We start from the raw sequence: 14,058 nt of genomic DNA, 5'->3' as shown, positions 1-14,058 counted from the left end.
GGCTGCGCAGCAGCCGCAAGGCCGGAAGCGCAGTCTAAGACGCAGCTGGCCGAAGGCCACCTGCAGGGCCGCCCGCAGCGCCGCAAGGCGCGAGGATTTCGCGCGCCCGGATTGGCGTGCGGAGACGAAAAATGGCTGAAAGCGTCGCGCTCGTCGATTACGGCGCGGGCAATCTTCATTCGGTCGAGAATGCTCTGCGCAAGGTCGGGGCGGAGGTGGCCGTCACCGCCGATCCGGACGTGTTGCGCAGCGCCGACCGGATCGTGCTGCCCGGCGTCGGCTCGTTCCGTGCCTGCGCCGAAGGCTTGCGGGCGCAGACTGGCGCTGTCGAGGCGATGACCGAACGGGTTCGCGTCGGCGGCGCGCCCTTTCTCGGCATCTGCGTCGGCATGCAATTGCTCGCGACGCGCGGACTCGAACACGGGACCACGCCCGGCCTCGACTGGATCGCGGGCGAAGTGCGCGCGATCAAACCGATCGATGCGAGCGTAAAGGTGCCGCATATGGGGTGGAACGACGTTGCGCTGACCCCGCATGCCCAAAGCGATCCGGTGATCGAGATGGGCGAGGCCTATTTCCTCCATTCCTACCATTTCCACGTAGATAACGGGCGCGACGTGATCGCCATGACCGATCATGGTGGCGGTCTCGTTGCGGCGGTCGGGCGGGACAATCTGCTCGGCGTCCAGTTCCATCCCGAAAAGAGCCAAGCCTACGGGCTGGCATTGCTCGAAAGGTTTCTCGCATGGCGGCCCTGACCCGATGATCGTCTTTCCTGCCATCGATTTGAAGAACGGCCAGGTGGTACGCCTCGCCGAAGGCGATATGGATCGCGCGACCGTCTATGGCGACGATCCCGCCGCGCAGGCGCTGCTGTTCGCCGAGGCGGGGGCCGAGCACCTGCATGTGGTCGATCTCGACGGAGCCTTCGCGGGCGAGAGCCGCAATCGCGCGGCGGTGGAGCGGATCGTCGAGGCGTTTCCCGGCCATGTCCAATTGGGCGGAGGCATTCGCAAACCCGCCGATGTCGAGGGCTGGTTCGCGCTTGGCGTATCGCGACTGGTGATCGGATCGGCGGCCCTGAAAGACCCGCAATTCGTCAAGGACATGGCAAAGGAATGGGAGAACGGCATCGTCGTCGCAGTGGATGCGCGCGACGGGATGGTGGCGACCGAGGGCTGGGCGGAAGTGTCCGACGTGCCCGTCCATGACATGGCCCGCCGGTTCGAGGATGCGGGCGTCGCCTCGCTCCTGTTCACCGATATCGGGCGCGACGGGCTGCTGAAGGGCTGCAATATCGACGCCACGCTCGACCTTGCGCGCCGCACCGATATGCCGGTGATCGCAAGCGGCGGAGTGAAGGGGCTGGACGATATCCATGTCCTGTCGTTGCACGCTCACGAGGGGATCGAGGGCGTAATCACCGGGCGGGCGCTGTATGACGGGCGGCTGGATCTGGCGGCGGCACTGGCGATGGCGCGAAAATGACCGTCCGCGTCCGCGTGATCCCCTGTCTCGACGTGGCGAATGGCCGCGTGGTCAAGGGCGTCAATTTCGTCGACTTGAAGGACGCGGGCGACCCGGTCGAGCAGGCGCAGGCCTACGATGCGGCGGGCGCCGACGAATTGTGCTTCCTCGATATCTCCGCCAGCCACGAAGGGCGCGGGACGCTGCTCGACATCGTCCGGCGCACTGCCGCGGTCTGCTTCATGCCGCTGACCGTGGGTGGCGGCGTGCGCAGCGCCGAGGATGCGCGCGCGCTGCTGCTGGCAGGCGCGGACAAGGTCGCTGTCAACAGCGCGGCGGTCGAACGGCCCGAACTGGTCGCCGAGATCGCCCAGCGTTTCGGCAGCCAGTGCGTCGTGGCGAGCGTGGATGCCCGCCGCTCGGGAGATGGGTGGGAGATCTTCACCCATGGCGGGCGCCGCGCGACCGGGATCGATGCGGTCGAACACGCCGTCCGGCTCGCCGAACTGGGCGCGGGCGAATTGCTGGTGACCTCCATGGACGGAGATGGGACGAAAGCGGGCTACGACCTCGCTCTGACGCGCACCATCGCCGATGCCGTGCGCGTCCCGGTGATCGCCAGCGGCGGCGTCGGCACGCTCGATCATCTCGTCGAAGGCGTGACCGAGGGCCATGCGAGCGCCGTGCTCGCCGCCTCGATTTTCCATTTCGGCCAGCATTCGATTGCCGAGGCGCACGACGCGCTGCGCGCAGCGGGCCTGCCGGTGCGCGTCTAGAAACTGCAATTAGCCTGTCGAAGCCGTCTCGCCTGGAGACAGCGCGTGCGCGATGCCGCTTGCGCCCGATGTCGTGAATTAAAGGCCACCCATGACGAATCACCTTGCCGCTCTCGCTTCCCAGGTCGCGGACTTGCCGTTGGTGCATGCTATGTCGCAAGCCGTCGGCGAGCCGAGCGCACTTGCCGTGATCCTGACTGCGTCCGGCGCCTTGGTGGCCGGGCGCCTGATCGGTATCCGTTCGGGCACGCCGAGCGAGGATTGAGGCGACATCCGCGCGCGATGTTGATTTCGAAACCGTCGCGCCGCATGGATGCGCGGCCATGGAAACTCTCGCTCGCCTAGAAGCCACGATCGCCGACCGCCGCCGGGCGGACCCCGACACCAGCTATGTCGCCAGCCTCGCGGCGCGCGGCCTGCCGGTGATCGCGCGCAAATTCGGCGAGGAAGCGGTCGAGGCGGTCGTCGCCGCGTTGGCGCAAGACCGCGAGGAACTGGTCGGTGAAGCGGCCGACGTGCTGTTCCATCTGCTGGTCATGCTGGCGGAAAAGAACGTGACCTTGACCGAGGTGATGGCCGAACTCGATCGCCGCGAAGGCGTTTCCGGGCTCGAGGAAAAAGCGAACAGGAGCCGTTGATGCCGATCGATGCGACCCAGCCCTATGACGACGACAATGTCTTCGCCAAGATCCTGCGCGGCGAGATCCCTTCGACCAAGGCCTATGAGGACGATTGGGCCTACGCCTTCGAGGATATCAACGCGCAGGCCGAAATCCACACGCTGGTCGTGCCCAAGGGGCGCTATGTCAGCTGGGACGATTTCTCGGCCCGCGCTTCGGATGAAGAGATCGCGGGTTTCGTCCGCGCCGTGGGCACGGTGGCGCGGCAGAAGGGGCTGGTCGAGCCGGGCTATCGCCTGCTTGCGAATATCGGAGCGCATGGCGGGCAGGAAGTGCCGCATCTCCACGTCCACCTGTTCGGCGGCGAACCGCTGGGGCCGATGATCGCACGGCGCTAGGCCCTTCGTTTCGGGAGCCCGTCGTCCCGCACCAACGCTTCGTCGGTTTCGATTGCCGGGGGAGTCCGGTCTCGGCTAACGCGCCGCAATGGCTCGACCTTCCTTTCCCGATGGCACGATAGACGGCGCGTCGCATTTCTATGCGGTGCGCGTCTATTACGAGGATACGGACCTTTCGGGCATCACCTACCATGCCAATTACCTGCGCTGGTTCGAACGGGCTCGGTCGGACCTGTTGCGGCGCCTCGATATCGACCAGCGCGCCGCGATCGAGGCGGGGGTGGGGGCCTACGCCGTTTCCGAAGTGCGTCTGAAATATCTGCGCCCCGCTAAGCTCGACGATGACGTCATGATCGAAACGCGCTGCACCGAAATGCGCGCGGCGAGTTGCCGGATGCACCAGACTGCCCGCCGCGGCGACGAAGTGCTGGCGGAAGCGGAATTGCGGGTCGGCTTCGTCGCGCCCGATGGCCGCCCGCGCCGCCAGCCCGAAGAATGGCGCGACGCCTTTGCCCGTTTTATGGAAAACTCAGGACCGTAAATGACCACTATTTCCCTCCTTGCTGCCGCAGGGCCGACCCGGCTCGATCCGGTGGAACTGTTTCTTGACGCCGATATCGTCGTCCAGCTCGTTATGGCCGGGCTGCTGCTCGCCAGCATCTGGGTGTGGATGATCATCGTCGGCTTCGGCCTCAGGATGGGGCGGCTGAATGGTCAGACCAAATCCTACGAGGAGGATTTCTGGCAGGCGGAGAATTTCGACCGCTTCATGTCCGAACGCGGGCGCAAGGATCTTCCGCCCGCCCGCGTCGCCAATGCGGGCGTCGCCGAATGGCGCCGTTCGACACGCGACGGGGTTAAGGATCGCGACGGGGTGCGGCAGCGGCTCGCTTCGGCGATGGAAAGCCAGGTCGCGAACGAGGCGGATATTCTGGCGGACCGGCTGAACTTCCTCGCCACGGTCGGATCGGTCGCGCCCTTCGTGGGGCTGTTCGGGACGGTCTGGGGCATCATGAACAGCTTCTTCCAGATCGGCGCGCAGGAAAACTCCTCGCTGGCCGTGGTGGCGCCGGGTATTTCCGAAGCGCTCTTCGCCACCGCGATCGGGCTCTTCGCCGCCATCCCGGCGGTTATCGCCTATAACCGCTTCAGCCATTCGGTGAATCGCTACGAAGCGCGGCTGACGCGCTTTTCCGACCGCCTGCACTCCAGCTTCAGCCGCCAACTGGAGCTTAATTAATGGCGATGTCGCTCGGCTCGTCCTCCAGCCGGAGGCGGCGCGGCGGCTCGCGGCGCGCGCCCATGGCGGAGATCAACGTCACGCCCTTCGTCGACGTGATGCTGGTGCTGCTGATCATCTTCATGGTGACCGCGCCGCTGCTGAATTCGGGCGTCCCGCTCGACCTTCCCGACAGCCGCGCCAACGCCATGGATAACGAGGCGCAGTCGATCACGATCAGCCTGGATGCTGAGGGCAACGCCTTTATCGACGATACGCCCGTGCCTGCCGGCGGCTTCGCCGAGGCGCTCGAAGGAATTGACCAGAGCGCAGACGGTCCCGATGTCGTGCTGCGCGCCGATCGTGCGCTCGATTACGGCCGCGTTATGGCGATCATGGGCGAACTGAACCGCGCGGGGCTTAACCGCATCTCGCTGGTCACCGGTCGTTCATCGGACGCGCCATAGCCGCGTGATGATGGAGAGAACGGGTCTTGTAGGGGAAGAGCGCGTCGGCCTGTTCGTGGCCATCGCACTGCATGTCCTGCTGCTGATCGTGCTCCTGCTTCAGCCGACGAAGCGTGAGAGCGTGCAGCCGATCGAGCGGATGACGGTCAATCTGACGGACGAGGTCGGCCTGACGTCGACCGCGCCCGATCCGGTCAGCGAGAGCGCCGCGTCGACGGCGCCCGTCCTGAGCGACACACCCGCGCCACCGTCCGAGATCCTCCCACTACCGATCGAGCGACCGGTGGAACGGCCCGTCGAAAGACCGGTCGAGCGGCCCGTAACCCGTCCAGTGGAACGCCCGGCACCGCGTGCGGCAGAGCGCCCCACGCCCCGCCGGACGGAACGTGCGCGCACGCCCGCACCTGCGCCTGCCCCGTCGCGCCGTGCCGAGGCGCCTACCCGCACTGCCGAACGCCCGGCGCAACCCGCTGCCCGGACCGGAGGCGCTTCGCGCATCGGCGACAATTTCCTCGCCGGAGCAGGCGACAGCGCCACCAGCACCGAAACCCGCACGCCCGCCTCGCAGATCGGGGCAAGCGCCAAGGCCTCGATCGCGTCCGCCGTCGCGCGCCAGATCAAGCCGCACTGGCAGCCGCCGAACGGCCCGGAGGTCGAGAAGATCGTCACCTATGTGCGCTTCCAGCTCGACACGGACGGCAAATTGCGCGGGCGCCCCACCGTGGCGCGTCAGACCGGCGTCAACGACACCAACCGCGCCCAGGCCGACCGCCACGCCGAACAGGCGATCCGCGCCGTGCAACTGGCCGCGCCGTTCGACCTGCCGGAAGAATATTACGAGGCCTGGAAGACCATCACCGCCAACCTCGACTGGAGGCTCGCCCAATGATTTCGCGTATTCTCGCCCCGCTGCTGGCCACCGCAGCGCTCATCGCCACGCCGCTCAGCGCCCAAAATCAGGATTTGGGTGAAGCGCCTCCCGAAGGTGGGGTGATCGAAACCGTGGACGAGGGCGAAGGCCTGAATGTCTCGGTCAGCTACGAAGGCCGGCTCGACGATCTCGGCATCGCCATTCCCGCCTTCGCGACCGACCGCAACGTGCCGACGCCTGCGAACCAGTCGGGCACGTCCGCGCTCGGGATCGAGCTGGCGCGCGTCATTACATCGGACCTGCGCAATAACGGCCTGTTCAAGCCGACCGGCCCGGATTCGCTCCCGACGCCCAGCTATGCCGAGATCACCGCGCCCGCCTGGGCCACGTGGGACAATCGCCGCGCCGAAATGTTGGTGCATGGCTATGTGCGCGGGCGCAGCGACGGCAGGCTGACGGTCGGCTGCTATCTCTACGACATGGCTTTGCGTGACGAGCTGGTGCGCGAAGGCTGGGTGGTTCCGGCCGCCGACTGGCGCCGCGCCGCTCACAAATGCGCCGATCTCGTCTATTCGCGTCTGACCGGGGAAAGCCCGTTCTTCGACAGCCGCATCGCTTACATCGCTGAAACCGGCCCCAAGGATAACCGCACCAAGCGGCTCGCCATTATGGACAGCGACGGGGCGAACCATCGCTTCATCACCACCGGCCGCTCGACTGCGCTGACCCCTCGCTATTCCCCCGATTATCGTCAGCTCGTCTATCTGAGCTATGTCGACGGCAATCCGCGCATCTACGTCTACGACGTGGGCACGGGCAGCCAGACGCTGGTGACCGAAAGCGCCAATCCCACCTTCGCCCCGCGCTGGAGCCCGGACGGGCGCTACATCCTCTATTCTATGGCCGTGGGCGGCAATACCGACATCTATCGCGTGCCCGTGACAGGCGGCCAGAGTACGCGGCTGACCGACGCGCCGGGGATCGATATCGGTGGATCCTTCTCGCCCGATGGCCGCCAGATCGTGTTCGAAAGCGACCGGTCGGGCAATCAGCAATGCTATGTCATGAATGCCGACGGCACGAACCAGCGCCGGATCAGCTTCGGCGGATCGCGCTGCGCGACGCCCGAATGGAGCCCGCGCGGCGACCAGATCGCTTTCACCAATGCCAGCAATTTCAACATCTACGTCATGACGCCGAGCGGCGGGAATGCGCGCCGCCTGACCAGCGGATGGCAGGACGAAGCGCCCACCTGGTCGCCCAATGGCCGCATCGTCCAGTTTTTCCGCACCGAGCGCAATTCGGGCAACACCGGGTTGTGGCAGGTCGATCTGACGGGCGAGAACGAGCGCCAGTTGCCGACGCCGGTCGACGGATCGGACCCCGCCTGGGGACCGATCCTGCCGTAGGATCATTGGTTTGAGTATTGCATCTGCCGGGTCGCACACCGGTTTTGGAACAGTCGAAAAGGATCGGCCGCTATGAACACTCGCCTGACCGCCACCGTCTGCCTCGCCAGCGCGCTCGCGCTCGCCGCCTGTAAGAAGCAGCCGCCCGAAGAGCTGCCGCCTCCTCCGCAGCAGACTACGCCGACGACTACCCCCACGCCGACCGGACCGGGCGTGGCCGCTCCCGGCACGCAGCGCCATTTCACGGAAACTGTCGGCGCGGCGAACACGGTCGTCTATTTCGACACCGATCGCTACAATATCGATGCGGAGGACACGCGCCGCCTTCAGGTCCAGGCGCAGTATTTCAGCCAGTATCCGCAGATCACCTTCACCGTTGAAGGCCATGCGGACGAGCGCGGCACGCGCGAATACAACCTGGCTCTGGGTGAGCGGCGTGCGAATGCGGCGAAGAATTATCTCGTCAGCCTCGGCATTCCGGCGACACGCATCCGCACCGTCAGCTACGGCAAGGAACGCCCGGTTGCGCTCGGCAGCAATGAAAGCGCCTGGGCGCAGAACCGCCGCGCTGCGAGCGTCGTGATCAACTGATCCGATTGCGGGGCGGGGGAGCGTTCCTGTTACAGGACGCTCTCTCGCCTCTGCGACATTGGCATTGCGGGCGCGAGAGCCTAGGTTACTGGAGATGCCCGATTTCAAAGTGACTCATTTCGATGCCTAAGCCCCGTCGTTCCAACGATTGGGGCTTTCCCCGCTGGCGCGGCTATGAAAGCGAACGCGCGGCGGCGAACGTCAAATTGTGCGATCGCCATGGCTGCGAGGAAGTGGGCGATTGCCCCGCGCCCAAGGCGCCCAACAGCCGCGATCGCTGGTATTTCTGCCAGCGCCACGCCGCCGAATACAATCAGAAATGGGATTATTTCGAAGGCCTCGACAAGGCCGAGAAGGCTGCGCGCGCCAAGGCCGAGACGGCAGAGAATGCAGGCTATGCCGAAGCGCAGCATTATGGCTGGGGCGGCAGCGGCGATGGCTCGCGCACGCAGGACGAGATGCGCGCATTGGACGCGCTCGGCCTCGAGAGCGATGCCGACTTCCCCGCGATCAAGAAAGCCTGGCGCGAAAAGGCGAAAACTGTCCATCCCGACGTGAAGCCCAACGATGCCGAAGCGGCGCAGGAATTCCAGAAATTGCAGGTCGCCTACGAAGTGCTGAAAGCCGCCGAGGAACGGCGCGAGTGGAAGGGCTAGGCGAGCCGATCCGGCAGTAAAAACGAGGATATGCGGAGATGATCGGACTTTTGTCGGCTTTGCTCGGATCCGCCGCATCGGCGATCCCGCCGGAACCGCCCGTGGCCACGGTCGGAGTACCGATCGCTTCCTCGTCGCACGGTTTGTCGGGCCAGAGATTGGTCAGCTGGATGCCCGGTCCGGTCCGCTGTGAAAATGGCGAGGTCGCCTCGGTCGTTGAGGGACGCAGGCCCTACAATACGCTGTGGTCCGGGCGCGGGTCGGAGCCGCCGGCGATGAGTTTCGATTTCGCCATCGACGCGACGGGGCGGCCTGTCTCGATCACGCGGACGTCGCCCTCGCATTCCAATCATGGCTCCGGCGCCGCCGCAATGGTGTCGAGCCGGTTCGCGGCCAATGCCGCGCTTGATGGATGCTCCATTACCTATCGGCCTGTGATGCGCCCGATAGAAGAGGCGGAGCCGGTCGAGCTGGTATCCTACGTCATGACCGGCCAGACCCCGCGCCTTTCGAGGGAAGCTTACGATCGGCTTCATGCCGACGACGAGTGCCGCGCGGGCACGCAGCCGATCCTGCGGGCCTATCCGAATTTCGACCAGATCCCCGCGACGCCCGGTGTTCGCGACTGGACGGCGATCGGGTTCGACGTGGAGCCTTCGGGTGAAACGTCCAATGTTCGCCACCTTTACGGAACCGGCAACGAACCGCTCGATGGGGCGGCGGAAGAGGCGGTTGAGACCAGCCGTTTCAACGAAGGTCCGATGCGGCATAATTGCAGCTATCGGTATTGGCGCAATGCGGCGGTCTTGCCGGCACCGCCCGCGCCGCCGCGCGGGGCCGATTGGTCCGATCCCTGCGAAGCCCTGGAATGGGACCGCGCCCCACAGCTCGTTTTTCCCGAAGCCTACCGCTCGCGTTCGATCGAGGGGTGGGCCGATATCGCCTACGATGTCGCGCCTTGGGGCGAGATCGGCAATGTCCGCATCCTGCGCGCCGAACCGATCGACGATTTCGGCGAAGCGGCGAAGCGGATGATAGAGCGGTCGAGCAAGCAGGAGGGGCAGGCCATCACCGGCTGCGAAACCCGCGTCTTCTATCGCATGGAAGGAAACGCCGCATCTGCCCGTGATAGCGAGAGCAGCTAGGCCGACCGCTCCAGACGGCTCAGTACCGCCTTTGCCAACCGCTCGCCGAGGTCGGGCCCCTGTTCGGGATAGAGATAGGGCTCGATCATTTCCGCCTCCATCACTGCCAGTTCGCCCGACGGAAGCCGTGCCATGTCGATGCGGGCATACAGGGGGTCTTTGAAGGGCAGGGCGGAAATCACCGCACGGGCGCTGGCGAGATCGGTAGTGCTCGGCGCGAACACGCTTTCCTTCCCGCCATAGAGAGACTGGATGCGATAGTCGCCCGCAGCCGCCTGTTTCAGGACGCCGTGGCTGAACTCTCCGTCGATGAACACGAAGGTGAATTCGCCCTCCTCGACCACGCTCGCGAGGAAGGGCTGGATCAGGCAGGCATGGCCCATGCGCCAGTCCGTGTCGGGCAGGGCTTCGCGCGAAAAGCTGTGCTGGCCCAGCGCGCCCGCGCCGACGCGACGTTTGACCACCACGCGGTCGGTCTCGAACCGGTCGAGCGCGTCGGCGATGTCCGCGCGCCCCGCATCGTCGTGCCAGATAGTCGGAATGACTGGTACATCGCGCTCGGACAGGTCCAGCAGATAGCCCTTGTCGGCGTTCCAGCGGACGATTTCCGGCGGATTGCAGACGGTAATCCCCCGTGCTGCCAGCACGTCGAGCTTCGCGAGGAAATCTTGCGGATAGTCCTGATAGTCCCATGCCGTACCGAGAAGGACCAGCGCGGCTCCATCGAAAGCTTCGAGCGGCTCGCGCCAGTCGATCTCGAGCAGATCGAGTCCGGCGGTTTCGAAAGCGGGCCTCAAGGCGGCGATTTCGAGATCATGCTCGAACGCATCGCCGCGTCGGGGGCCGGGGCCCGGAAGCGTATCGGCGCAGGCGAGGAAGGCGATGCGGATCATATGAAAAGCCTCACGCCACCCCGGCTCGAGTCCGGGGTGGCGATATCCGTCGGGAGCCGCTCAGACCTGTTCGAGGGCCTGTTCGAAATCGGCGATCAGATCGTCCGCATCCTCGATCCCGATCGAGATGCGCACCAGATTGTCCGAAATGCCCAGTTCCGTGCGGCGTCCTTCGGCAACCGAGAGGTGAGTCATCGAAGCGGGATGGCTCGCCAGCGTCTCCGTCCCGCCGAGGCTGACGGCAAGCTTGGCGATCTTGAGCGCGTCGAGAAAGCGGAAGCATTCAGCCTCGCCGCCCTTCAGCAGCAGCGAGAAGGTCGATCCTGCACCGAGGCAATGGCGGTCGTAAATGTCCTGCTGACGCGCGCCTTCGATCATGCCGAGATAGCCGAGCCCTTCGACCTTCTCATGCTTGCTGAGATAGTCGCAGACCTTGGCCGCATTCTCGCCCGCGCGCTGCATGCGCAGTTCCACGGTCTCCAAGGACCGCAGCAGCATCCAGGCCGTGTTGGGATCGCAGATGCCGCCCATCGTGTTGCGCAAGCTGCGCACCGGATCCATCCACTTCTTAGCGCCGGCGATCGAGCCTGCCACGAGGTCCGAATGGCCGCCGACATATTTGGTCAGCGAATAGACCACGATGTCCGCGCCATGATCTAGCGGGCGCTGCCATAGCGGGCCAAGGAATGTGTTGTCGATCGCGATCGGGCAATCCCAGTCGAGCGCCGCGTCGCGCGCTTCCTTGACCGCCTCGATGTCGACCAGCGCATTGGTCGGATTGCCGGGGCTTTCGAGATAGATCATGCAGACCTTCCCGCCCTGATCGGATGCCTGCGCCTTCGCTTTTTCCAGCACCGCGTCGATCTCCTCGCGCGTGGCGCTGGCGGGGAAATCGACATAGGTGACGCCGAATTTCGCCAGCACCTTGGCTACGAAGCCCTCGGACGCGGCATAGAGCGGGCCGGAATGGACGATCACGTCGCCCTGGCTGGCATAGGCCAGCATCAGCACGCAGATCGCGGTCATGCCGCTGGAAAAGCTCAGCGCGTCTTCCGCCCCGTCCCAGATCGACAGGCGATCTTCGAGGATTTCCTGGTTCGGCGCGTTGAAGCGCGAATAGACCAGCCCGTCCGCGCCGCCGGGGCGCTTGCCGGTGATGCCTTCGAAGTGGCGCTTGCCGTCAGCCGCGCTGGGGAAAGCGAAGGTGCTGGTGAGGAAGATCGGCGGTTTCAGGCTGCCTTCCGACAGAGTCGGATCATAGCCATGGCCCATCATCAAGGTTGCAGGCTTCAGCGCGCGTCCGTCGATCTTGGTGACTTCCGGCTTGGGGTTTTTGCGCGGCGTGGTGGGGTCGATGATGTCGGTTTCGCTCACGGGTTGGAGCTCCTGAATGAAATGTCGAACCCCCAGGAAGGCGGGGGATCGCAAATGTCCTGGCAGCTGCGGGGCACCCGTTCCTAACCTCCGCAGGAACGCTTCTCCGCCACAGACTGTGATGGAAGCGGAGTAGAAGCGGCGCGGCAAGCGATCAACCCACGGCGAAGCTTGCCGGTTGGTTTACGAGACTTTCAGGATCGTTTCACGGGCGATGCGATAGATGGCGGTATGACTCGCTTTTTCTCCCGCTCCGCCTTCGGTTCCTCCAGCCGCGGATTGACCGCCGCGCTGGCTCTGGGAGCGGCCGCCACTGTCGCCGCTCCCGTTCTCGCGGAAGTTCCGCCGGCGCGCGCCTGGGAAATCGGCCCCATCATCAAAGGCCGCAATTATTCCGTCGGCATGCCATTGCAGCCAGAGGACACGCGCGAGGGCATCACCTTCGACATACCGAATATCCGTGAACGCTATGGCCACGTCCATTACGTCACGTTCGATCCGGGCAGCTTGCGCGGGGCGCGGTCTATCACGATGCGCTATCGCGTCGATGCCGCGCCTGGCACGCGGTTCGTCCCTCAGGAATCTACTGAGGAGCAGGCTTACATGTCGCTGTTCTTCCAGCGCCGTGGCGATAGCTGGAACGCAAAGGGACCCTACGAACATTTCCGCTGGTATTCGCCTTCGGACAGGAAGATTCCGCTACGGGCCGGGACGCACACTGTAACGATCCCGCTGGGGGGCGACTGGATATCGGTTTACGGTAAACCTTCGAGTCAGAACCCGGAAGCGTTCCGCGCGGCGCTTGCTCAAGCGGCCCGGATCGGGTTCACCTTCGGATCGGACAGCGGTCGGGGCCATGGAGTCTATGCGACCGGTCGGGCCAGCTTCACTCTGCTCGATTTCGAGATCGAATGAAGCGCGCCTCGGTTAGGGCCTAACCGACAGATCGAACTGCTCGATGTGCCAGCGCCTCTGCTCGGCGCTTGATCCTGGAACATCGTTGACCCGGCGCAAGACGATCGGGCCTTCCAGACGTATCCGCCTGCCGTCGGGATCGGTTGCGGCGATCTCTGCCTGACTTGTGTAATAGCTGGACCCGGCAGCGCCTTCCATGCGTCCCGATGGGACGGAGACGGTTATATCACGTAGGCCTGCAAACAAAGCGTCGAACCGTTTCTCGCTCCAGCGCGTCTTTGCGGTGTCGTTGAAAAATCGCCAAGCCTGATCATATTCGCGCAATTCGACGGCGCGGGCGAAATTGACGAGCACGTTGCGTGCGCCGGTTTCCCCGCGCTCGGCTTCGGGCGTGAGGACAGGGGGCGAGAGATCGGGGTAGCCATCGTCGATGCCTGACCCATCGGTATAGCCAGAAGGCGGCGTTGCGGAGCCCTGCGTGTCGACGCTCGGCGGAGGTGAGGCTTGCCCGGCGGGCACGGGCGGTTCCGACGTGCCGAGTTGGGCGGGACCGCTGCGTTCGGTCACCACGGTTTCGTCGGCATCCGAACAGCCGCCGAGTACGAGCGCGCCGGCGAAGCCGAAAAACATGAGGGTTCGTCGGAGAGGATGGGCCATGCCGCCTCAACCAGGGGCGGCCAGCGCCGTTCCCCCGGTCTTGAGCGGAAATGGACGCGCCTTATTTGGGCGCGAGCACCATCAGCATCTGGCGACCTTCGAGGCGCGGGAAGCTTTCGACCTTGGCGATTTCCTCGACATCGTCGCGGACCCGGTTGAGCAGGTCCATGCCGAGCTGCTGGTGCGCCATTTCGCGGCCGCGGAAGCGCAGGGTGCACTTCACCTTGTCACCGTTTTCGATGAACTTGACCACGTTGCGCATCTTCACGTCGTAATCGTGCGTGTCGATGTTCGGGCGCATCTTGACCTCTTTGATATCCTGGGTCTTCTGCGTCTTGCGCGCGAGGTTCGCCTTTTTCTGCGCCTCGTAGCGATGCTTGCCGACATCGAGGAACTTGCACACCGGCGGGTCCGCATTGGGGGACACTTCGACGAGGTTCAGACCCTTTTCGTTGGCCTGCTCGATCGCTTCGCGGGTGAACATGACGCCCAAATTCTCTCCCTCGTCATCGATGACGCGGACCTTGGGCGATTGGATGAAATTGTCGTAGCGAGGGCCGCTCTTGACTGGCGGCTGCATGGAACGACGGGGTGGACGGG

18 protein-coding genes are annotated in these 14,058 nt (G+C 64.9%); 14 read left to right on the top strand and 4 right to left on the bottom strand.

The features are described 5' to 3' along the window. The first annotated feature begins 131 nt into the window (after positions 1 to 131). The 13 genes from hisH (at position 132) to A3736_RS00240 (ending at position 9,619) form a co-directional block, all read left to right on the top strand. Positions 132 to 758: an imidazole glycerol phosphate synthase subunit HisH gene (hisH, locus tag A3736_RS00300; RefSeq protein WP_067677712.1), complete on the top strand. Its 627-nt coding sequence runs from the start codon at positions 132 to 134 to the stop codon at positions 756 to 758. Positions 759 to 762: 4 nt separating this feature from the next. Beyond that, on the top strand, positions 763 to 1,488 hold the full coding sequence (gene hisA, locus A3736_RS00295; RefSeq protein ID WP_067677709.1) for a 1-(5-phosphoribosyl)-5-[(5-phosphoribosylamino)methylideneamino]imidazole-4-carboxamide isomerase: 726 nt from the start codon (positions 763 to 765) through the stop codon (positions 1,486 to 1,488). After that, on the top strand, positions 1,485 to 2,243 hold the full coding sequence (hisF, locus tag A3736_RS00290; RefSeq protein WP_067677706.1) for an imidazole glycerol phosphate synthase subunit HisF: 759 nt from the start codon (positions 1,485 to 1,487) through the stop codon (positions 2,241 to 2,243). The genes hisA and hisF overlap by 4 nt, the downstream gene beginning before the upstream one ends. A gap of 323 nt (positions 2,244 to 2,566) precedes the next feature. Further along, positions 2,567 to 2,881 (top strand): phosphoribosyl-ATP diphosphatase, encoded by a 315-nt coding sequence (locus A3736_RS00285; RefSeq protein ID WP_067677702.1) that lies wholly within the window; start codon positions 2,567 to 2,569, stop codon positions 2,879 to 2,881. Then, the gene (locus tag A3736_RS00280) at positions 2,881 to 3,261 is read left to right on the top strand and encodes a histidine triad nucleotide-binding protein (protein ID WP_067677700.1); all 381 of its coding nucleotides are present in this window, start codon (positions 2,881 to 2,883) and stop codon (positions 3,259 to 3,261) included. Before A3736_RS00285 ends, A3736_RS00280 begins: the two co-directional genes overlap by 1 nt. Positions 3,262 to 3,349: 88 nt before the next feature. Next, the gene (locus A3736_RS00275; RefSeq protein WP_067677696.1) at positions 3,350 to 3,802 is read left to right on the top strand and encodes a YbgC/FadM family acyl-CoA thioesterase; all 453 of its coding nucleotides are present in this window, start codon (positions 3,350 to 3,352) and stop codon (positions 3,800 to 3,802) included. Next, entirely contained in the window at positions 3,803 to 4,501 is a 699-nt protein-coding gene (gene tolQ, locus A3736_RS00270) for a protein TolQ (RefSeq protein WP_067677693.1), read from the top strand. Then, positions 4,501 to 4,947, top strand: a complete 447-nt coding sequence (locus A3736_RS00265) for an ExbD/TolR family protein (RefSeq protein WP_067677690.1) — start codon at positions 4,501 to 4,503, stop codon at positions 4,945 to 4,947. Before tolQ ends, A3736_RS00265 begins: the two co-directional genes overlap by 1 nt. Positions 4,948 to 4,954: 7 nt before the next feature. Further along, positions 4,955 to 5,836: an energy transducer TonB gene (locus A3736_RS00260; protein ID WP_233999123.1), complete on the top strand. Its 882-nt coding sequence runs from the start codon at positions 4,955 to 4,957 to the stop codon at positions 5,834 to 5,836. Next, positions 5,833 to 7,227, top strand: coding sequence for a Tol-Pal system beta propeller repeat protein TolB (tolB, locus tag A3736_RS00255; RefSeq protein WP_067677683.1), 1,395 nt, complete (start codon positions 5,833 to 5,835; stop codon positions 7,225 to 7,227). The genes A3736_RS00260 and tolB overlap by 4 nt, the downstream gene beginning before the upstream one ends. Positions 7,228 to 7,299: 72 nt before the next feature. Then, positions 7,300 to 7,818, top strand: a complete 519-nt coding sequence (gene pal, locus A3736_RS00250) for a peptidoglycan-associated lipoprotein Pal (protein ID WP_067677680.1) — start codon at positions 7,300 to 7,302, stop codon at positions 7,816 to 7,818. Between the two features lie 122 nt (positions 7,819 to 7,940). Next, on the top strand, positions 7,941 to 8,474 hold the full coding sequence (locus A3736_RS00245; RefSeq protein ID WP_067677677.1) for a J domain-containing protein: 534 nt from the start codon (positions 7,941 to 7,943) through the stop codon (positions 8,472 to 8,474). A gap of 38 nt (positions 8,475 to 8,512) precedes the next feature. Continuing rightward, positions 8,513 to 9,619, top strand: a complete 1,107-nt coding sequence (locus A3736_RS00240) for an energy transducer TonB (protein ID WP_067677674.1) — start codon at positions 8,513 to 8,515, stop codon at positions 9,617 to 9,619. Here A3736_RS00240 and A3736_RS00235 read toward each other — a convergent pair. Both A3736_RS00235 and A3736_RS00230 read right to left on the bottom strand, forming a co-directional pair. Continuing rightward, complete coding sequence (locus A3736_RS00235) at positions 9,616 to 10,512, bottom strand: RimK family alpha-L-glutamate ligase (RefSeq protein ID WP_067677671.1); 897 nt, start codon at positions 10,510 to 10,512, stop codon at positions 9,616 to 9,618. The genes A3736_RS00240 and A3736_RS00235 overlap by 4 nt on opposite strands. Positions 10,513 to 10,572: 60 nt before the next feature. Beyond that, positions 10,573 to 11,886: a cystathionine gamma-synthase family protein gene (locus tag A3736_RS00230; protein WP_067677667.1), complete on the bottom strand. Its 1,314-nt coding sequence runs from the start codon at positions 11,884 to 11,886 to the stop codon at positions 10,573 to 10,575. Positions 11,887 to 12,117: 231 nt separating this feature from the next. Here A3736_RS00230 and A3736_RS00225 point away from each other — a divergent pair, with 231 nt between their 5' ends. Then, positions 12,118 to 12,801, top strand: coding sequence for a hypothetical protein (locus A3736_RS00225; protein ID WP_233999120.1), 684 nt, complete (start codon positions 12,118 to 12,120; stop codon positions 12,799 to 12,801). Between the two features lie 12 nt (positions 12,802 to 12,813). Here the strand turns inward: A3736_RS00225 and A3736_RS00220 are convergent, their stop codons facing one another. Together A3736_RS00220 and infC are read right to left on the bottom strand one after the other, a co-directional pair. Continuing rightward, positions 12,814 to 13,431 carry a hypothetical protein gene (locus tag A3736_RS00220; RefSeq protein ID WP_067677664.1) on the bottom strand — a complete coding sequence of 206 codons (618 nt, stop codon included), beginning with the start codon at positions 13,429 to 13,431 and terminating at the stop codon, positions 12,814 to 12,816. Positions 13,432 to 13,519: 88 nt separating this feature from the next. Then, a complete protein-coding gene (gene infC / locus A3736_RS00215; protein ID WP_067677661.1) occupies positions 13,520 to 14,038 on the bottom strand; it encodes a translation initiation factor IF-3 in 519 nt (172 codons plus the stop codon). Positions 14,039 to 14,058 lie beyond the last annotated feature (20 nt).

Origin of the sequence: Erythrobacter sp. HI0063, assembly GCF_001635685.1 — a bacterium.
In the GTDB taxonomy this organism is placed as follows: Bacteria; Pseudomonadota; Alphaproteobacteria; order Sphingomonadales; family Sphingomonadaceae; genus Qipengyuania.
Note: the sequence above shows the minus strand (reverse complement) of the source record. Positions and strands in the feature narration are given on the sequence as shown.